Raw genomic sequence first — 18,746 nt, 5'->3', positions numbered from 1 at the left:
TTGGTACCTAAAGAAACTTAATCCCAAATCTCCGGCAGCACACTTGAAAGCCCACGCTGCCGAAACCGTCATCCTAGGATCAATACATGATGTCCTCAATGAGTAGCAATCTAAAATGACCGGCTGCTCTTGGCCGAAAGCGGTCGCTTAAAAATCTACTATACTGGCGTTGATTCAGGCCAAGCTTGGAATTTTGCGTTTCACAAGGGAGGTACTCATGACACTGGTGGAAAGCTCTGAGTTCATTCGTCACAAGCGTTCACTTGACGTACTTGCGAGACAGCGTCCCGGCTATGTTTACTTAATATCAAGGTTTGATGATGACGACAGTACAATTTGCACATTCGGAAGTATGGGGTATAGAGTTAATCCAATAAAGACTGGGGTTGGAGGCGTTGCGCTCGTCACATTAGCAGGCATGAAACAGCAGCAAAGGGTTCAGCCTACCGATGTCTTACGAGGCCCTTTCATAAGGGGTAGCCAAACCGTTCTCGGTAATCTAAGGGTCATCGAGAATCCGCAACAAGGTGGCGGCCATGCGGAAGAACTGTTTCTGAGGAAACTCCCTCAAATGTTTAATGAATATGGCGCTGCAAGTAAGATTGATATTTTTATTTCCAAAATTCCTTGCGCCTCAGCATCCTCAAATTGGATATTGCCCACTGCAAACGGTGATCTGCTGCTTCCTTCTGGTTGCGCTAACAAGCTAGCTGCCGTCATTCGATCGAATGACGGCATTACTTGGCGAATATGGTGGGAGCACGGTTATCCGAATCCAGCCACTCATACTGAGAGCATTGGCGCATTGTCACAGCTAAGAGGTTTGGCAATTGTTCAGCAATACTTTGGATAATGTGGAACATCCCCTCTGCCGTCCACGCCTCTTTACCCACTAAATGCTATCAGTCTAGACACAGGATGAAGTTGCAGGAAAGGCGCAGAGCCTAGCCAATGACCGATATTGGCCATCAGCGGTCGGTTGCGAACGTCCACTTTTGGCCGATTACTGCCCCCCACTAAGAGCAACAATCGAACCAAAGCGGACCAGGTCTCCCCAGCCCGCAAACCATGATCAGCTTTGGCAGAATCGAATTCGATTGCCGAATGGGTCATAAACCTCCAGAACCTGACCCCAGCCCTGTTGAACAATATCCGGACGTCCGTAGCCGTATCGTTTGCTCTGTAATTCGTCCCGGAGCAGTTCGATGTTTTGCATCGGGACGAATATCGTCGATCCCGGGCTCGCATCGCCATGATGTTCGGAAAGATGGAGTTGCAGACCGTTGCGGCTGATGCCCAGGTACAGCGGTAGATCCGCTTCGAACCGGTGCTCGAATTCGACGCTGAAACCAAGAAAATCAAGGTAGAACTCGCGCGCCTTGGTTTCGTCGAACATCCGCAATATCGGGATGGCTTTGTCGAATGTCATGGCGGGTTGGGTAACTTCCTGGGGAAGCATTGCTGACGCAGTGTTCCAGTCCTTGTAGCCCAACTGGTGCGCCACTGTTTCCAGAGCCGCGGAGTGACTCACTGTTTGATTGCGCGACTCTAGCGAAGCACGCAGCTTCTTGGCCATCTGCTTGGCTTGTTCGATTGAAAACATCGTTCCTCCTGTCGTCGAGGCATTTTGGTGCTCGCGTTGCCAAACCTCGACTCTCAAGAGATGCGACAGGATCTGGGAAGAGAAGCAATGCTTTCACCTTTCCTTTCGGAAGCGAGCGGCGGGCAGCATCAGCCCGCGCTGATGGTACATGGAAAGTCCGCGCCACACAGTGCAGATAAGTAAAAACGTGGCGCGGATGTTTCGCGATAAAAGTTCTTCCGAACTGAAGTGAGACACGGGCGATGAGATGGATTGAACCTGAGTTTTACTAATCAAATGCGCCGTTGAGAACTTCATAAATGATGCCGGTGGCGATCGCAACCAGAATCAAGTCAGTACCCGCTTGTTGCCACTCGTAGCCATCATAATGGGGTAGCTTGCCAGCCAACCTTCCGTCCAGCTTCTTGGCGATGCCCGGTGGCAGCGGCTTTCCTCTCGCCAGGTTTTTCTGTATGCCGGGTGGAAGCGAAGAGCCGGGATTCCAATAGTTCCGGTAGCCGTCAATCACACCCAAGACGCCAGAACGATCAACAATGGGCGCGCGGTCCAGGTTGCCCGAGCCAGACCCTTTACCTTTACCTCCCTGATTCCCGTGCGCCTGACTATTCTGTGGCGCACCCTTTCCGTTGCCTTTGCCATTTCCATTGCCCGGATCTGACATTGCAGGCACCGAGCCCACCGCCAAAGCAAGGCACGTAAAAGACGTTACGAGAAAGCGAATTACCGTCATTACAGCCTCCATGGAATGAAATGCTTCTTGGAATGTAGACGATATTGCAGCGATCAGTTGGCTCTCAGAACGCCCGGGCGGCGCCCTCCCCCTGCTGTCGCTTACCGCTCCAACGATTTTTTTCACCTTTCCCGCAATGCTCCTTCTTTCCTGCGGTCTCTACCCTGACTTTGCAAAAGGACAGGCTCCATGTCGATACGCTCTACGCTCTGCCTGCTGACTCTGCCGTTGTTCGCAGGCTGCCAGTATTTCCCCCACACCGATTACTTCACCGCACCTGAAAACCAGCCCGACCCTGCCTGGATACGTATCGTCAATTTCACTCAGCATGCCGATCTGTACCAGTACGAAAACGGTAAGCGTTCGGGCGGCGTCATTCGCAGTGGGCCGCTTCCGTTCATCCACACGCAGGATGAAGGTATGCCCAAAGCAGGGCAAAACCTCACCTCCGACTATTACGAAACCCGGGTCCGCCCCGGAATCGAAACGCACGTGGGTATGTTCTGGGAGGGCGCGCGCACGCAAACGTGCTCCGTCACGGCGAAGTTCACGCCCCAGGCCGGGCGCTTTTACCAGTTCAGGCTGACATCAGGTTCCGCAGGCACCTGTACGTTGTACCCGTCGCTGATCGAGCGCGATAAGGACGGAGACGGGTGGCATCTCACGCCAAACTCGCAGGTGACGTACAAGGGCGAAGGGCCGACGGCCAAAACCCATTACAACAATAGCCGCTTCGAGGATCCCGATTACCATCCACCTGCGGATCTCTACCCCGGCACAGACGTTTTATAAAGAGGCTGGCGAGCACAGGTTCAGCGCTGTAACACGACTAGTAGGAATCGTTCATTGAGTGTCAGAAATGACCGGAAAACGCTCGACGAACGAGCATCAGAAGATGCTGATTGCATGGGCGGCGTTTGCCGCGCAAACCGAGTTTCTGTAGCAAGACCCTGCCTCGGTCAAGGACGCCGATGTTTGGCAGCGTCTTTGGTTCGAACTGGAGATCAGACTTCGCTCACGAGCTGTCGAGAAATTCAAACGACGAGCCTTGGCAGATTCTCCAGCAGCGTTTCGAACGCAGCGCGATCTGTATAATTCCCCGCCGCGAAGATTCGCAAAAAAATATTCGTCATTTATATGTACCTTCCAGCAGCAAAGGACGCTTGATGAGAACCCCGCTACTCGCCCTTACCCTCGCAGCTCTATTAAGCGCATGCACCATCCCCTATGAAACCCCGGAAGCCCGCGCCAATATCGAGCGCGATCTGAAGCTCAACGCAGATGAAATCGTCACTATCACCGAGACCAACTGGTGCTTGTCTGCCTATGGCGATTTGCAAGTGTGCAAACCCAAGCAAGGCCTGGGTGTGCTGACCAAGAGCAAGCTAGTACTGGCCTTGTACAAGGGCGGCATGTACCAGCAGGCTGAAGTCATCAACGCCAGCGATGTGCAGTGTGCCCACCTGCGTAGTGGCAGAGCCGCAGCCGATATTTTCTACCTGTTCAGTGATCGGTGGTTCGCCATGCTGGCGCCGATTACCCCAGGAGGTGCCTTGGCCCTCGACAAGAAGGCCCAGTTTCTGAACGTACTGGTACCACCAAACACTGAGAGTTTCACGGCTGAGCAAGGAAGTTTTATCAGGGAAACCGATCGCAAGAATTACTCGGCTGTGGCGGTTCCAGGTACCCAAGCCTATGTCGGAACCAGCCAGAGTATTCGCGAGAGCTTTAATCCGTGTACGCAGGGGAAGAACCGCTCAGCCGCACCTTAAGTCCTGATCTGAGTGGCCAGCGGCTTCCAGCAATGAGCGGCGGGTTTTGGCCAGGTTGACGGTGCCCGCAGTTAAGCGGGCACCGCTTCCTACAGGGGAAAAAGGCCTACACGTCTGCTTACCACTTGTAACTCACTTTGGCGGTAATCTCGCGACCCGGGTTGTAGAAGTTTGCGGTGCCGGAACCGACCACGTGCTGCTCATCCAGCAGGTTGCTGAGGTTGACCGCTAGGTCGGTGCCCTTGGCGATCTTGTAGTTGAACGCGGCGTCGAACAGCGTGGTGCCATCGCTTTTGCCGGAGTTGGCGGCATCGAAGTAGTAAGAGCCGACGTAGCGCGCACCCAGGCCAACGCTGACATCCGTGGCAGGCACATCGTAATAACTCCAGAGCGAAGCGGAATGCTTGGGTGCCGTGGCGAATTCATTACCCTTCAGGGAGCTGCCGTCGTACAACGAACCGCGCTGTACCTCGGACTCCATATAGGAATAACCACCGATCAGGCTGAGGTTCTGCGTCACCTGCGCCTTGGCCTCCAGGTCGAGGCCACGCGCCCGCGATTCGCCTACCGTCTGTTGCTCAATGATGCCGCTCGGCAGCACCACGGCGATGGTGACGTTTTCCTGGGTCAGGTCATAAACGGCTGCGGAGAACAGGGCGTCCATCCCCATCGGCGCGTACTTCACGCCTATCTCGTACTGCCTGCCCGTCTGCGGCGTGACGCCAACCTGCGGCGGCGAAACGGATTCGACCATGCTCACATAGGTGGACACCTCATCGTTGACGATATAGGTCAATGCACCTCGGTAAGAAGTTTCGGAGAAGGTGTCTTTCTCAGTGGATTCCAGGCCTTTGCTGGTCAGGTCCATCGAGTCATTGCGCACACCGCCGGTGACGATGAAACGCTCGTAGAACGACAGGTTCTGCTGCAGGAATACGGCCTTGGTGGTCGCGTCTCGCTTGTTGACGGCATACGGCGCGATTGAGCGTGAAACCCCAGTAAACACTGGGTTTGCAATGTCAATCGAGGTCGTCGGGGCGTAGACCGAGCTTTCCCTGGTGGTCGAATCGAGGTACTCCACGCCCACCAGGCTGCTGCTGTCGATGTTCTCGAAGCGGGCATCGTATTGCAGCATCAGATTGCCGTTGAACTGGTCGGCTTCGGTGTCCGTTCCAAACTGATAGCGGTCAACGGTGGTACCGACCCGTGCGGCGCTGTCGCTCAGATATACGTAGCCAAAATCATCGGTCAACTTGCTGTAGCGCAGATTGCTGCGCAGTACGAAGCCGTTGTCGAAGTCATGGGTGACGTTGCCGCTGAGGCTGGTGCGCTCGACATCGTGAAAGTTGTAGCTGGGCTCGCCATAAAACTTCTTGCGGTCGTATTCCTTGTCCAGCGGATAGCCACCACTGTTGGGCGAACTTTCGGTTTTCAGGTAGTCCAGAATCATCGTCGCCGACGTGTAATCCGTCGGTGCCCAGGTGAGGCCACCCATAAACAACTGGTTGTCGTCCTGCGAGTGATCGTATTCGCGGTCGCTGTTCTGGCCTTTGGCAGTAAAGCGCCCAGCGAGGGTTTTCTCGTCGTTCAGCGCATCCCCGACATCGATGCCTGTCTCGACATGGTCAAACGAACCGTAGGTCACATAGCCTTGGCCGAACTGCTCGAAGCGCGGCTGTTTGGTCACGAAATTCACCGAACCGCCCGGGTCCGCGGGGCCAAACAGCGTGGAGTTGGCGCCACGCAGAATCTCGATGCGCTCGTAAGCGAACGGGTCTTCGCGTACGCCGCGCATCGAACTCAGGGTCAAGCCATCACGGTAGGTTGTGGCCTGAAAGCCGCGGATCTGGAAATAGTCGTTGCGGTCATCCGTACCATAGAAGTCAGTGATCACGCCGGGCGTGTATTGCAGCGCCTCTTCCGTGGTGCTGACGCTGCGCTGTTCCATTTCCTTGTTGGTAACAACCGACACCGATGCCGGGGTATTGAGAATGCTGGTTGCGACCTTGCCGCCAACCCAGAGCTCCTTGGCGACCACCGAGTTGGCGTCGTCGTCGGCACTGACCCTGACCTTGGCATTGATGATGAGGGGTGCGAGGCGATAGTCCTCGACGTCCGTTGCGTCGAGTTCCAGCGGGCCGGCGGTCTTTACTTGAGGGACCAACAGGTAGGCATTCGGGCCTTGCTGTTCGATCTGCAATTCGCTGCCCTGCAGCAACGATGACAGCGCTGCGGACGTTTCAAGCGTGCCATTCACGCCAGCGGTGGTGCGGTTCGCCACACTCGACGCGTCGTAGGAAAGACTGATGCCGGCCTCACGCGCAAAGCGATCAAGCGCCGGCGCCAGTGGGCCGGCCGCGATGTTCCATTGCTTGACTGGATTGCTGTGGTCAGCGCTCGACGTTTGCGCCAGCGATGGCAATGCGTAGCTGCTGACAATCAAACCCAACATCGCGCCCTGCAAGGCACGATTTAAGGGATGGCGCTGTGAAACCGGGGACGAACTCATTTTCTCGCTCCAAGAAAGGACATCGGCAGACTGGCCTGTATTCCGGCCTTCCTTAGAAGTCGAACGAGAATGCGAAACCACCTCATTAATTTTCAGGCGGCGCAAAAAAGTTGTGATGGACTCAGGTGGCAGCGGTCACGGTCACCCAATAACGGGTCCGATAATCAATGTGCAAATGCAGTGATTGCGCGATCAATGCCAGGACTTGATCGTTGTCGGCGAGCTGAAAGGTGCCGGAAACGCGGAGATCAGCGACCTCGTCGGCGCAGCGCAGTACGCCGGGACGATAACGCGACAACTCCACGATGAAATCATTGAGGCGCATATTGCGCGCACTGATCACCCCGTCGCCCCAGCTCCATGGATCAAGGCCGTTGTCCCGGACCATGCGGGCGCCACTTGATGTGAACAGCAACTGATTGCCTGCCTGGACGCTGCGGCCCGCAGGCATTTGGCTGGAGCCGGGGAAAACCGTGACTGACCCTTCCTGAGCCGCGACCAGCGTGCCATCGTCACGTTCGCGTGCCAGAAAGCGCGAACTCTGAGCGCGCATGATTCCGTCACGTGTTTGTACCCAGAAGGGACGCGTGTGCGCCGAGTGCTCATCCGCGCCGACGTTCACGATGATTTCACCACGTCGCAGGATGATCAGCCGTCGCTGAGCATCGAAATCACTGTCGACAGCACTGTCGCTATTGAGCTGGATAAGGCTGCCGTCATCGAGCTGGACGCGTCGCTGCTCGCCGGTGCTACTGCGTTGTTGCGCAAGCATGGCGGGGACGGGTGTGTAGTCGCGGCCGAGCCAGGCTGCAGTGCCAACAGTCGCCAATAGGCCCAGCAGCTTCAGGCTCTCCCGCCGGCGCATTCCTTTATCGCTGCCATTGAGGGTTTGTCGGGCCAGTTGAACCGGCACGCCTGCGAACTCATCCCCAAGCGTTTCCACACGCTGCCACGCCAACACATGCTCTGGGCGCTGCTGCAGCCAGTGCTCAAAAGCGCGCTGTGTGGGTTCATCGGCCTGATTGAAGCGAAGGCGCACCAGCCATTGGATCGCCTGCTCGACAATGGCCGGATCCAGCGCCTGCGACTCACGACTCGACATAACGCAAGCGATAGCAGTGTTGCAGGGCCGTGGCCAGGTCGCGTTCCACCGTCGCGCGGGAAACACCCAGCTTTTCGGCGATTTGCGCGCACGTCAGACCGTCGAGTCGGGCAAATAAAAACGCTTGGCGAACTCTCGGTTTAAGCAGACCGAGCATGCGGTCTATGCGCTCGAGCGCATCCAGAATCAGCAGCCGGCTTTCTTCCGAGGGAACCTCGTGTTGAGGCAGCAACGTAACGCTTTCCAGGTAGGCACGTTCGAGTTCGCGACGACGATACTGATCAATCATCAGCCCGCGGGCGATGCTGCTCAAATAGGCGCGTGGCTCGCGCAAGGGGCTGGACTGACGCGATTTGAGCAGACGTACAAAGGTGTCCTGCGCCAGATCTGCAGCGTTATCGCGACATCCAATGCGTCGGATCAGCCAGCCGTGTAACCACGAATGGTGGGTGCGATAGAGCAGCCCCAGATCTGCAGTATCTAGCGTTTCGTCGCTGCCCATCGGAATCCCGGAAAGTACATAATTGATAATTAATCGCATTCTACTCACGCGATAGGCCTTAGGCAAATACGTGGAGCCCAGCGTTCGCATCCGGGCGAATGGCGTCATTGCGTGGGGTTTGGAGTGAAAGAATGCATCCGGCGTTTGGAAGATTTGAACGCTAGCCATCGAGCACTTTTGAATTTCAAAGTGCTTTCACCGGCCGCCAAATGATCTTGGTCAGTGCGAGGATGGTATGCCGCAATCGGTCAGAATTTTGAAACGCCTAAACATCACCCTCGCCCCGAGAATCCCCCAAATCATCCCAATAAGGCGGCGTGCCGATCGCTTTGATGAAGTAGTCCCATACCGCGCGTACCTTCTGCGAACGCAGACGATTCTCCGGCGAAAGCAGATGGATCTGGCTGGGCGTTTGCTCCACCGATCCTTCCCAATCCGGTAAAAGCCGAATGAGCTGCCGGCTGACGAAACGCTCGCGGCTAAACAGCCAGGACGGAAAAAACACGATCCCCCTGCCCGCCAGCGCGGCTTCCACCAAGACCTGACCATTGTTGCTTCGAAGCGGGCCGTGGACGTCGATGAGCTCGGCCGCGTCGCTGCCAGGCTTTCTGAAGTACCAGCGCTGCGCCCCGCCGGTCCCCTTGTAGACCAGGCAGGCATGATTGCGCAGCTCCTGCGGCGACGCGGGTTGGCCATGCTTCGCTATATAGTCTGCACTGGCACACAAGACGTATTGCTGATCGCAGATTTTGCGGCCGATCAATCCAGAGTCGCCCAATCGTCCGACCCGAAAAATAATGTCGGCGCCCTCCTGAATCGGGTCGATAAAAGCATCGGTGACCGTCAGCTCGACCGTCAGCTCGGGATACTGGTCATACAGTCCGTTCAACAGTTTGACGATGTGCAGGCTGCCGAACGCAACCGGCGCGTTAATCCGCACCAGTCCACGAACCTCGCCCCCCTTGCCGGTGATTTCCTCATCGGCGGCATCGAGCAGTTCGAGCACTTCACGGATCTGCAGGTAATAGCGCTCCCCCGCGTCCGTCAGTTTGACCGCACGGGTATTTCGATACAGCAGCTGCTGACCGACCTCGCGCTCCAGCGCCGCGATGAATCGCGAAACGGAGGACGCCGGCACGCGGAAGTGCCGAGCTGTCGCCGAAAAGCTTCCAGTCACGGCGACCATGGCGAAGTACCGGTGCGCTTTGAGGTGCATAAGGAATTCCGATCATCGAGAACAGTTGATTTGCACTACAGCAGAACTTCGTCTGCTTGTCCCGCCGCGAGATTTTTTCAGGGCTGTTTGCAGCAGACATGAAAAAGCAGCCGCCCCGAATAACGGTGGCGGCTGCCAATACTTCAGCGGCTACTTAGCCTTTGTAAGGCGGGTAATCAACATAACCCTCGGCCCCGCCGCCGTAGAAGGTTTCACGCCTGGCTTCGGTCAGCGGCCAGTTGTTTTGCAGCCGCGCCACCAGATCAGGGTTGCTGATGTAAGCGGTGCCGAACGCGGCGAGGTCGATGATGCCGTCCTTGATCAGATCCTCCGCACGCTGGCGCGACATGCCGCCCGCCAGAATCAGCGCCGTGTCCGGCAGTTTCGATTGGATGGTCGACAGCAAATCAAGGAATGTTGCCTTTGGCCCGCCGCCACCGCCCTCGGTACCCGGCGCAGGAAACCCGGACTGATCCATCACATGCACGTAAGCCAACTGCCGCGCGCCAATCTCTGTTGCCAGTGCGGTGTAGGTTTCATCGATCTGCTCATACAGCGGCATATCGAACAACTGGCCGTACGGCGAAATACGAATACCGACCCGGCCCGCGCCAATCCGCGCAACCACGGCATCGATCACTTCCAGCGTAAAGCGCAGACGATTCTCCAACTGATCTGCCGAGTACTGATCGGTTCGATCATTGACCAGCGGGTTCATGAACTGCTCGAACAAATAACCATTGGCGCCGTGAATTTCCACGCCATCGAAACCCGCCTCGATCGCGTTTTCCGCAGCCTGCGCAAACTCGCCGACGATCCGCGAAACCTCGGCCGTTTCCAGTTGGCGTGGCGCCGGCGGCTCTACCAGCGCCGGCTTGCCATCAGCGTCGTAACCGAACGCTGTCGCGCCGACTGCTCGCTTCGACGTGGCGCTCACCGGCAATTTTCCACCGTCCTGAATCGACGGGTGCGAGACACGACCGACGTGCCAGATCTGCGCAAACATCTTGCCACCCACCGCATGCACCGAGTCGGTAGTGAGGCGCCAGCCAGCGATCTGCTCGGCAGTGAAGATACCTGGGTTGAACAGATAACCCTGACCCTCACGGGAAATCGGCGTGCCCTCACTGACGATCAAGCCTGCAGTGGCACGTTGCGCGTAATACAACGCCACGCGTTCATCGGCGGCGTCATGCGGTGCACGCGAACGGGTCAGCGGCGCCATGACGATACGGTTTTTGAGCGTGGTGTCGCCCAGGCGCAATTCATTGAAGAGTGTCGACATTGGAGTATCCGAAGTAGATCGAGAGTAATGACGATCAGCGGAGCGACAGGTTGACGATGCGGACTGTCTCGAACTCGCGCCAAAGGCCTGGTGAGTTGCAACGATGAACCGATGCTAACTTCGGGGGATGGCGGCAACAATCCGGCGGAATCGCAAATGACTATTGCTTTTTCAGCAACGGCTTTGCATCGCAGGCGCCATTTTGTATGGCGCCATTCGAACAGGGCTTGCGTTCAGCGATGAGCATTAGCCATGGCCACAGGACTCGCCGATGCACGGACTCGTCAGGCTGCCGCGTTCGACCCGGCAAGATGAACTTCATCGGCACCGCGACCCGCCAGCCACGCAAGCACGGACGCCGCCACCAACACGGCCGCACTGAGCTCGAATGTGGCTTTGTACCCGCTCAGATCAAACGCCAGGCCGCCGACGATGGCCCCTGCGGCGATCGCCAGTTGCACGATGGCCACCAGCAAGCCGCCACCGGCTTCGGCATCATCAGGAAGGGTCTGGGCCAGCCATGTCCACCAGCCAACGGGAGCCGCAGTGGCGACCAGCCCCCACAGACCGAGCAGCAATGCGGTCAACAGCGGCGAGGCACCGAAGTTCACCAGGGCCAGTGCGATGACCGCCATGATCAAAGGGATAATGGTCAGCGTGCGGTAGAGGCCATTGCCGATGAATCTTTCGATCAGAAAGGTGCCGATAAAACCTGCAAGTCCCAGCCCCAGCAGCATGAACGACAGTGTTGAGACACTGACCCCCGTCACGCCCTCCAGAAATGGCCGCAGGTACGTGAACAGCATGAACTGCCCCATGAAAAATACGCTGACCGCGACCATCCCCAGCGCAACCGGCAGCCGTTTCATCAGGCGCAGCACGTTGCCGCTGCCCGCCCGAGGTTTCTCGGCCTTGAAAGACGGAAGACTGATCATCAGCCACACGGCCGCCAGCGCCGCGACCGGAACCACACAGAAAAATGCACCGCGCCAGCCGATCAACGAGCCAAGAAAGCTGCCCGCCGGGGCTGCGATGACCGTCGCCAGAGCGTTACCACTGTTGACGATCGCCAGCGCTCGGGACACTTGCTCCGGCGGTACCAGACGCATGGCAGTCGCCGCCGACAATGACCAGAACCCGCCGATGGCTATCCCGATCAAGGCTCGTCCAATCATGAAGGAAGGGTAACCCGGCGCGAGCGCGACGACCGTGCCTGAAACGATCATCAGCAAGGTCAGAGACAGCAATAACCTCTTGCGCTCGACGCGCGCGGCGACCGAGGCAATCAACAGGCTGGTGATCAAGGCAAAGCCACCAGAAACGGAAATCCCCTGCCCGGCCTGGCCTTCGGTGATGTGCAGGTCGGCTGCAATGGGTGTCAGCAGGCTGACGGGCATGAATTCTGAAGCGACCAGGGCGAATGCGGCCAACGACATGGCCAGCACGGCGCTCCAGCCGCGTTTTTCTGTAGAAGCAATTGTCATGAGAACTACCTGTGTTGCGCGAAAAGCGTAGAGGGGTGATGCGCAGGGGTTGGAACGATTGGATGCCTGCAAGGGCATGCCCCTGTAACAGTTCGACACATTCTCCCGGTCGATCCGCTGCTGCTCTAGCGCATTCCTCTTGAATGCTTGCCTGATCCTCTGAGGATGCAGGGGGATGGATAGGAAACGTCTGCCCGGCGGATTAGAGTTCGCTCAACAGGAGCGACCGACCATGATTCATATCTCCCCGCGCCATGAATCAACGCTGGCGTTGAACATCGACCCGCGCGTGAACGCACCGGGTGACTTCGCCACAGCCATACCCGGCCTGTCGCTGTTTCGCCGCGACCAGCCGGCGCCCCCCGCCGTGTGCATGATCGAACCGAGCCTGATTCTGGTGGGCCGTGGCGAAAAACGCCTGTGGGTCGGTGGTGAGGGCTACCGCTATGACCCTTCGCGGTTTCTGGTCACCTCGCTGGATCTGCCCGCCAACTCCGAAGTGATGCTCGCCAGCCCCACACTGCCTTGTGTCGGCCTCGTGCTGAAACTGGATGTCAGCATGCTCGCCGAGGTCATCACCAAAAGTGGCTTGCCCGCCAAGCGCCAGCAATCAACGGGGACGGGCGCCGGGATCGGCAGCCTGTCGTCCGCCCTGGAAGGCGCGCTCGATCGCCTGCTGGCATTGCTCGATGAGCCGGAGGCGATCCCGGTGCTGGCGCCGCTGATTCTGCGCGAAATCCACTACCGACTGCTCAACACCGATCAAGGCGCGCGGTTGCGGCAGATCACTGCCGTCGACGGTCAGGGGTACCGCATCGCCAAAGCCATCGACTGGCTGAAGGTCAACTACACCGCTGCCCTGCGTATCGACGATCTGGCCGCGCGGGTGCAGATGAGCGCGCCTACTTTTCACCTGCACTTTCGCCAACTGACTGGCATGAGTCCGCTGCAGTACCAGAAGTGGATGCGTCTGAACGAGGCCCGCCGGCTGATGTTGATGGAGCGCCTGGACGTTTCGCGGGCGGCATTTGCCGTCGGGTATGAAAGTCCTTCGCAGTTCAGCCGCGAATACGGCCGTCTGTTCGGCACCGCGCCAAGTCGTGACATGGCGCTGCTGCGTGGGCAACCACTTGAGGCAGAAGCGCTCGGCACCGCAACGATTTGAACGAACAACCAGCTTCACCGGTGATGCGCCTCGCCGCGTGTCACCGCTAATAACAAAGTACGTCAACCGATGATCAAGCGGGTGAACCATGGAACTACGAATCAACCAGAAGACCTATCAGGTCGATGCCGACGCCGATACGCCCCTGCTGTGGGTGATCCGCGATGATCTGGGCATGACCGGCACCAAGTACGGCTGCGGTCTGGCGCAATGCGGCGCCTGCTCGGTGCTGGTGGACGGCAATGTGGTGCGCTCGTGCGTCACGCCGGTGGCCGGTGTGGTCGGCCGGGAAGTCACCACCATTGAAGCCATCGAAGACGATGAAGTGGGCAAACGGGTGGTCTCGACCTGGGTCGATCTGCAGGTCGCCCAATGCGGTTACTGCCAGTCCGGGCAGGTGATGGCCGCCACCGCGCTGCTCAAGCAGAACCCCAAACCGAGTGATGCGCAGATCGAGGCGGCGATGGTCAATCTGTGCCGGTGTGGCACGTACAACGCCATCCATGCTGCGGTGCATGAGCTTGCCGGCAAGGGAGAAGCGTGATGAACGTTCGTATCGACCCTTCACAGCAAGCCTCGGCGCTTGATCTGCACGAACCGATCAATGTATCGCGCAGACGCTTCCTGACCGGCACCGCCGTCGGCGCACTGGTCCTCGGCTTTGGCCTGCCGCTCGGCTCGACACGCGCGCAAGCAGCGACTGCAGTGGCCAGTGCCGAGCGCGGCACGCAGGTCCCGGCGTTTCTGGAAATCCGCCCGGACAATCGCGTGCGCCTGCTCTGCCCGTTCATGGAAGGCGGACAAGGCACGTTCACCGCGATGGCGCAGATCGTCGGTGAAGAACTGGATGCCGACCCGGCGACCTTCCTCGTCGAAGCCGCCCCGCCAGGCGAGGCTTATGTGGTGATGGACAACGGCATGCGCATCACCGGCGGCAGCATGTCGGTGCGCATGAGTTACCCGGTCATGCGCCGCCTCGGCGCCCTCGCCCGCGCCATGTTGTTGCAGGCGGGCGCGCAGCAGCTCGGGGTGCCGGTGAGTGAGTTGAGCACCGAGCCCGGCAAGGTTGTGCATGCCAAGTCGGGCCGCTCGCTGGCCTACGGTGAGCTGGCCGAGCGCGCGATGGATCTGCCGGTTCCCGATCCGGCCTCCGTGACGCTACGGGATCCGAGCACGTTCCGCTGGATCGGCAAACCGGTGAAGCGCGTCGATGCCTACGACAAATCCACCGGCAAGGCGCTCTACAGCATTGATCTGAAAGTCGACGACATGCTCCATGCCGCCGTGCAACACGCCCCGCGCCTGGGGATGACGGTGGGCAAGCTGCGCAACGAAGACCAGGTCAAGGCAATGAAAGGCGTGCATTCCGTGCATCGTCTGCCGGGCGCCGTGGCGGTGGTCGCCGAACGCTGGTGGCACGCCAAGCGTGCAGTCGAGGCGATTCAGGTCGATTGGCAAGAGCCAACGGCCGACAGCCAGGTTCGGCCGATGCCCGCGGACTTTTCCAGCGATGCCTGGTTCAAGCGCCTCGCAGAAGATAAAGGCCCGGCCAAAGATGATGAAAACGAAGGCGACGTGGCGTCGATTCTCAAGGAAACCAAGACCCGCATCGACGCCACTTACCACAACCAATACCTGAACCACGGACAGTTGGAGCCACCTTCGGCACTGGCCCGATTCAATCCGGACGGCTCGCTGGAGATCTGGCTGCCGAATCAGGCGCCGGACATGTTCCGCGCGGACATCGCCAAACGCACGGGCCTCGATCTTTCACGCATCACCTTGCATTCGCCGCTGCTGGGCGGGTTCTTCGGTCGGCATTTTCTCTACGACTCCGCCAGTCCCTACCCTCAGGCGATCGCGCTGGCCAAAGCGGTCGGCCGACCGGTCAAACTGATCTGGAGTCGCGAGGAAGAGTTCCTGCGTGACGTGCTCCGCCCGGTTGCAGCAGTGAATTTTCGCGCTGCGCTGGACAACGACGGCTGGCCGCTGGCAATCGAAGCGGTCAGTGCCACCGAAGGGCCGACTGAGGCCCTCGCCGGCAAGCAAGGGGAGAAACTCGACCCCACGGCGCTTGAAGGCTTGTCGGGCAAGTCCTACGCGATCCCCAACAAACGCATCGCGCAGATCTACGTCAAAGGCCCGGCGATGCTCGGTTACTGGCGTTCGGTGGGCAACTCGCTGAACGACTTCTTCTATGAATCGTTCCTTGATGAACTCGCTGACAAGGGCGGCAAAGACCCGTTCGACTTGCGTCTGCATTTGCTGCGCGACAACAAACGCCTGACCACGCTGCTGCAAGCGGTGGGTGAACTGTCGGGCGGCTGGAAGCGCGGACCGTTTACCGCTGAGGATGGCAGCCGACGGGCGCGCGGCGTGGCCATGGCTTCGCCGTTTGGTACAGAGACGGCGGTGATCGCCGAGGTGTCCATCGAGAACGGCCAGGTCAAGGTGCACGACATCTGGCAGGCAATTGATCCCGGCAGCATCGTCAATCCGGCGATTGTCGAGGCTCAGGTGAACGGCGCCGTGGCGCTGGGACTGTCGCAGACGCTGGTGGAAGAAGCCGTGTGGATTGATGGCAAACCCCGGGCGCGCAACTACGACCTGTATCCGATCCTGCCGCCTGCGCGGATGGCGCGGGTACACGTGCGTGTGGTCGAGAGTGGAGAAAAAATGGGTGGCATCGGCGAACCACCGTTGCCTGCCGTCGCGCCCGCCGTCGCTAACGCGGTGGCAAGGCTAACCGGTCAGCGGGTGCGCAGCCTGCCCATGAGCCGACACACTTTCACCTGATCAGCGCCGGAGCGTTCATGAATAACAGCCGATTCGCAAGAACCGCTGGCTGGCTGGCAGTGCCGTGCCTGGTCGCGGCAGGCCTGCTGGCCTGGTATGTCACTCGCGAGCCCGCCTCGCCTCTCGAAAACCATCAGACGGCGGTGGCCGACATCGACCCGGCACTGATCGCAAGGGGCGAATACGTCGCCAGGCTCAGTGATTGTGTGGCCTGCCACAGTGTGCCGGGCGGTGCGCCATTTGCCGGTGGCCTGGAAATGGCCACGCCGCTGGGCGCAATCCATGCGACCAATATCACCCCGGACACGCAAACCGGTATCGGTCACTACAGCCTCGCGGACTTCGACCGCGCCGTGCGCCATGGCGTGGCACCCGGCAGTCGCCGTCTGTACCCGGCGATGCCCTACCCGTCCTATGCCAAGCTCAGCGATGACGACGTGCGGGCGCTGTATGCGTTCTTCATGAAAGGCGTGGCGCCGGTGAAACAGGCGAACATCCCGAGTGCCATTCCCTTTCCGCTGAACCTGCGCTGGCCGATCGCACTGTGGAACGGCGTATTTGTCGATGCCCAACCGTATGCCGCCAAACCGTCGCAGGATGAAACGTGGAACCGCGGCGCTTACCTCGTTCAGGGCGCCGGGCATTGCGGCAGTTGCCATACCCCGCGCGGCCTGGCGTTCAACGAGAAGGCACTGGATGAATCCGCTGCGCCGTTCCTCGCCGGCGCCTTGCTCGATGGCTGGTACGCGCCGAGCCTGCGTGATGATCACAACACCGGCCTGGGCCGCTGGAGCGAGGCGCAGATCGTGCAGTTCCTCAAGACCGGTCGCAATAAACATGCGGTGGTCTACGGTTCGATGACCGAAGCGTTCAACAACTCCACGCAGTTCATGAGCGATGACGATCTGACGGCCATTGCCCGTTATCTGAAGTCGCTGCCCGGGGATCGCGAGCGGGATGGCGCACCTTGGCAGTATCAGGCGGTTTCGGCAGCGGAACGTCTGGACGCGTCCGGTGCTCATACCTACGTGACGCGCTGTGCTTCCTGCCATGGTCTGGACGGCAAGGGCCAAGCGCAATGGATGCCACCGCTGGCCGGCGCGACTTCTGCACTGGCCAAGGAAAGCGCCTCGGCGATCAACATCACCCTCAATGGTTCGCAGCGTGTTGTCGCTGCCGGGGTGCCGGACGCCTATCGCATGCCGGCCTTCCGTGAGCAGTTGTCGGATCAGCAGATTGCCGAAGTGCTGACCTTCATGCGCAGCACCTGGGGCAATCAGGGCGGTGCTGTGGATGCGCAGACGGTTGCCAAGCTGCGTGAACATACCGATCCGGCCAGCAGCAGCCCGATCATCCTGCACATGCGTTAGAGGAGAGTGTGATGGAAAGCATCGACTTGCTGGTCCTGCGCACGGCGCGGGACTGGCTCGCCGCTGGCGAGCGTGTACTGCTCGCCACCGTGGCGCGCACATGGGGTTCTTCACCGCGCCCGACAGGGTCGATGATGGCCTTGCGTAACGACGGTCGCGTAGTCGGCAGCGTATCCGGCGGCTGCATCGAGGACGATCTGATCCATCGCTACACCACCGCTCATGGGGGCAACGGCTTAAACGACAGCGCACCGGATGTGGTGCGTTACGGCGTCAGTGCGGATGAGGCGCATCGCTTCGGCTTGCCCTGTGGCGGTACGCTTGAACTGGTCCTCGAGTTCAACCCCTGCTGGCAATCGCTGGATCAACTGTTGGCCCATCTGGATGCCGGACAACTGGTGCGTCGCAGCCTCGCCGTGGCGTCCGGTCAAATCACATTGCAACCCACGGTGACGCCGGAGCAGTTCAGTTTCGACGGCCAGCGGATGCTCAACACGCTGGGACCGGGTTACAGGATGCTGATGATCGGTGCCGGCGCGCTGGCCGAGTACCTGGCCACCATGGCGTTGTTCAACGGTTTCAAGGTCGCGGTGTGCGATCCCCGTCCGGAATACATCGAGACGTGGGCGGTGGACGGCGTCGAGCGCATCGTCGGCATGCCCGATGACGTGGTCCGCGACTTCGCGGTCGATCTCAGAACCTGCATCGTCGCCTTGAGTCATGACCCCAAACTCGACGATCTGGCACTGCTCGAAGCCCTCCATGGGCCGGCGTTTTACATCGGCGCCATCGGCTCGCGGCGCAACAGCCAACTGCGCCGCGAACGCCTGATCGAGCACTTTGGCCAGACCCCGGCCTCACTCGCGCGACTGCACGGACCGATCGGCATTTACATCGGCAGCAAGACACCGGCGGAAATCGCCGTCAGTGTGATGGCCGAAATTCTGGCGGCGAAGAATGGGGCGAGCTTGCCGAGTGAGCTTAGCGTTGCCCAGGGCAAGCACTCCGTTGAGTCTGCGGTCTCCTGATCGCAGATCTGTCTTTGACAGACGAAGCGCTGCAAACCTCAAGTCATACGATCTCTACCACTTTCATCGGCACCCGCAAGACAACCTAAACCCCTAAATTACGCGAACCACTTCAGAAACCCGCTTGCCGCTCCTTAACAAATGCGGTAAAAATCGACGAGGTTGTACGACAACATAATAAAAA

At 59.2% G+C, this 18,746-nt stretch carries 16 protein-coding genes; 8 read left to right on the top strand and 8 right to left on the bottom strand.

Going from position 1 to position 18,746, the window contains the following annotated elements:
* The first annotated feature begins 217 nt into the window (after positions 1-217).
* Positions 218-853: a hypothetical protein gene (locus ACZZ0B_RS10040; RefSeq protein WP_463545057.1), complete on the top strand. Its 636-nt coding sequence runs from the start codon at positions 218-220 to the stop codon at positions 851-853.
* Positions 854-1,072: 219 nt separating this feature from the next.
* On the opposite strand, the gene ACZZ0B_RS10035 is transcribed toward ACZZ0B_RS10040, so the two are convergent.
* Complete coding sequence (locus ACZZ0B_RS10035; RefSeq protein WP_008080772.1) at positions 1,073-1,603, bottom strand: glyoxalase superfamily protein; 531 nt, start codon at positions 1,601-1,603, stop codon at positions 1,073-1,075.
* 268 nt (positions 1,604-1,871) lie between these two features.
* Positions 1,872-2,333: an anti-virulence regulator CigR family protein gene (locus ACZZ0B_RS10030; protein WP_463545056.1), complete on the bottom strand. Its 462-nt coding sequence runs from the start codon at positions 2,331-2,333 to the stop codon at positions 1,872-1,874.
* A gap of 189 nt (positions 2,334-2,522) precedes the next feature.
* Here ACZZ0B_RS10030 and ACZZ0B_RS10025 point away from each other — a divergent pair, with 189 nt between their 5' ends.
* The gene (locus tag ACZZ0B_RS10025; protein ID WP_463545055.1) at positions 2,523-3,125 is read left to right on the top strand and encodes a hypothetical protein; all 603 of its coding nucleotides are present in this window, start codon (positions 2,523-2,525) and stop codon (positions 3,123-3,125) included.
* Between the two features lie 179 nt (positions 3,126-3,304).
* Positions 3,305-4,105 carry a hypothetical protein gene (locus tag ACZZ0B_RS10020; protein ID WP_463545054.1) on the top strand — a complete coding sequence of 267 codons (801 nt, stop codon included), beginning with the start codon at positions 3,305-3,307 and terminating at the stop codon, positions 4,103-4,105.
* Between the two features lie 118 nt (positions 4,106-4,223).
* Here the strand turns inward: ACZZ0B_RS10020 and ACZZ0B_RS10015 are convergent, their stop codons facing one another.
* The 6 genes from ACZZ0B_RS10015 to ACZZ0B_RS09990 form a co-directional block, all read right to left on the bottom strand.
* Positions 4,224-6,614 carry a TonB-dependent siderophore receptor gene (locus tag ACZZ0B_RS10015; RefSeq protein ID WP_463545053.1) on the bottom strand — a complete coding sequence of 797 codons (2,391 nt, stop codon included), beginning with the start codon at positions 6,612-6,614 and terminating at the stop codon, positions 4,224-4,226.
* Positions 6,615-6,735: 121 nt separating this feature from the next.
* Entirely contained in the window at positions 6,736-7,716 is a 981-nt protein-coding gene (locus tag ACZZ0B_RS10010; RefSeq protein ID WP_463545052.1) for a FecR domain-containing protein, read from the bottom strand.
* Positions 7,703-8,218, bottom strand: coding sequence for a sigma-70 family RNA polymerase sigma factor (locus tag ACZZ0B_RS10005; protein ID WP_158829841.1), 516 nt, complete (start codon positions 8,216-8,218; stop codon positions 7,703-7,705). Before ACZZ0B_RS10005 ends, ACZZ0B_RS10010 begins: the two co-directional genes overlap by 14 nt.
* 265 nt (positions 8,219-8,483) lie before the next feature.
* Entirely contained in the window at positions 8,484-9,434 is a 951-nt protein-coding gene (locus tag ACZZ0B_RS10000; RefSeq protein ID WP_463545051.1) for a LysR family transcriptional regulator, read from the bottom strand.
* A 154-nt stretch (positions 9,435-9,588) separates the two neighbouring features.
* A complete protein-coding gene (locus tag ACZZ0B_RS09995; RefSeq protein ID WP_008080744.1) occupies positions 9,589-10,719 on the bottom strand; it encodes an alkene reductase in 1,131 nt (376 codons plus the stop codon).
* Positions 10,720-11,003: 284 nt separating this feature from the next.
* A complete protein-coding gene (locus ACZZ0B_RS09990; RefSeq protein ID WP_463545050.1) occupies positions 11,004-12,203 on the bottom strand; it encodes an MFS transporter in 1,200 nt (399 codons plus the stop codon).
* 232 nt (positions 12,204-12,435) lie between these two features.
* Here ACZZ0B_RS09990 and ACZZ0B_RS09985 point away from each other — a divergent pair, with 232 nt between their 5' ends.
* From ACZZ0B_RS09985 to ACZZ0B_RS09965, 5 genes are all read left to right on the top strand, one after another.
* Entirely contained in the window at positions 12,436-13,368 is a 933-nt protein-coding gene (locus ACZZ0B_RS09985; RefSeq protein ID WP_463545049.1) for an AraC family transcriptional regulator, read from the top strand.
* Between the two features lie 88 nt (positions 13,369-13,456).
* Complete coding sequence (locus tag ACZZ0B_RS09980; RefSeq protein WP_463545048.1) at positions 13,457-13,912, top strand: (2Fe-2S)-binding protein; 456 nt, start codon at positions 13,457-13,459, stop codon at positions 13,910-13,912.
* Positions 13,912-16,164, top strand: coding sequence for a xanthine dehydrogenase family protein molybdopterin-binding subunit (locus ACZZ0B_RS09975; RefSeq protein ID WP_463545047.1), 2,253 nt, complete (start codon positions 13,912-13,914; stop codon positions 16,162-16,164). The genes ACZZ0B_RS09980 and ACZZ0B_RS09975 overlap by 1 nt, the downstream gene beginning before the upstream one ends.
* Before the next feature lie 17 nt (positions 16,165-16,181).
* A complete protein-coding gene (locus tag ACZZ0B_RS09970; protein ID WP_463545046.1) occupies positions 16,182-17,534 on the top strand; it encodes a c-type cytochrome in 1,353 nt (450 codons plus the stop codon).
* An 11-nt stretch (positions 17,535-17,545) separates the two neighbouring features.
* Positions 17,546-18,562 carry an XdhC family protein gene (locus ACZZ0B_RS09965; protein ID WP_463545045.1) on the top strand — a complete coding sequence of 339 codons (1,017 nt, stop codon included), beginning with the start codon at positions 17,546-17,548 and terminating at the stop codon, positions 18,560-18,562.
* Positions 18,563-18,746 lie beyond the last annotated feature (184 nt).

Source organism: Pseudomonas sp. AC247 (assembly GCF_979258015.1).
This window is presented reverse-complemented; position numbering and strand designations above follow the sequence as displayed.

What these genes read in the sequence shown, in the direction of transcription:
- ACZZ0B_RS10040 (WP_463545057.1), top strand. Translation starts at nt 218, where the DNA reads ATGACACTGGTGGAAAGCTCTGAGTTCATTCGTCACAAGCGTTCACTT.
- ACZZ0B_RS10035 (WP_008080772.1), bottom strand. Translation starts at nt 1,603, where the DNA reads ATGTTTTCAATCGAACAAGCCAAGCAGATGGCCAAGAAGCTGCGTGCT.
- ACZZ0B_RS10030 (WP_463545056.1), bottom strand. Translation starts at nt 2,333, where the DNA reads ATGACGGTAATTCGCTTTCTCGTAACGTCTTTTACGTGCCTTGCTTTG.
- ACZZ0B_RS10025 (WP_463545055.1), top strand. Translation starts at nt 2,523, where the DNA reads ATGTCGATACGCTCTACGCTCTGCCTGCTGACTCTGCCGTTGTTCGCA.
- ACZZ0B_RS10020 (WP_463545054.1), top strand. Translation starts at nt 3,305, where the DNA reads ATGTTTGGCAGCGTCTTTGGTTCGAACTGGAGATCAGACTTCGCTCAC.
- ACZZ0B_RS10015 (WP_463545053.1), bottom strand. Translation starts at nt 6,614, where the DNA reads ATGAGTTCGTCCCCGGTTTCACAGCGCCATCCCTTAAATCGTGCCTTG.
- ACZZ0B_RS10010 (WP_463545052.1), bottom strand. Translation starts at nt 7,716, where the DNA reads ATGTCGAGTCGTGAGTCGCAGGCGCTGGATCCGGCCATTGTCGAGCAG.
- ACZZ0B_RS10005 (WP_158829841.1), bottom strand. Translation starts at nt 8,218, where the DNA reads ATGGGCAGCGACGAAACGCTAGATACTGCAGATCTGGGGCTGCTCTAT.
- ACZZ0B_RS10000 (WP_463545051.1), bottom strand. Translation starts at nt 9,434, where the DNA reads ATGCACCTCAAAGCGCACCGGTACTTCGCCATGGTCGCCGTGACTGGA.
- ACZZ0B_RS09995 (WP_008080744.1), bottom strand. Translation starts at nt 10,719, where the DNA reads ATGTCGACACTCTTCAATGAATTGCGCCTGGGCGACACCACGCTCAAA.
- ACZZ0B_RS09990 (WP_463545050.1), bottom strand. Translation starts at nt 12,203, where the DNA reads ATGACAATTGCTTCTACAGAAAAACGCGGCTGGAGCGCCGTGCTGGCC.
- ACZZ0B_RS09985 (WP_463545049.1), top strand. Translation starts at nt 12,436, where the DNA reads ATGATTCATATCTCCCCGCGCCATGAATCAACGCTGGCGTTGAACATC.
- ACZZ0B_RS09980 (WP_463545048.1), top strand. Translation starts at nt 13,457, where the DNA reads ATGGAACTACGAATCAACCAGAAGACCTATCAGGTCGATGCCGACGCC.
- ACZZ0B_RS09975 (WP_463545047.1), top strand. Translation starts at nt 13,912, where the DNA reads ATGAACGTTCGTATCGACCCTTCACAGCAAGCCTCGGCGCTTGATCTG.
- ACZZ0B_RS09970 (WP_463545046.1), top strand. Translation starts at nt 16,182, where the DNA reads ATGAATAACAGCCGATTCGCAAGAACCGCTGGCTGGCTGGCAGTGCCG.
- ACZZ0B_RS09965 (WP_463545045.1), top strand. Translation starts at nt 17,546, where the DNA reads ATGGAAAGCATCGACTTGCTGGTCCTGCGCACGGCGCGGGACTGGCTC.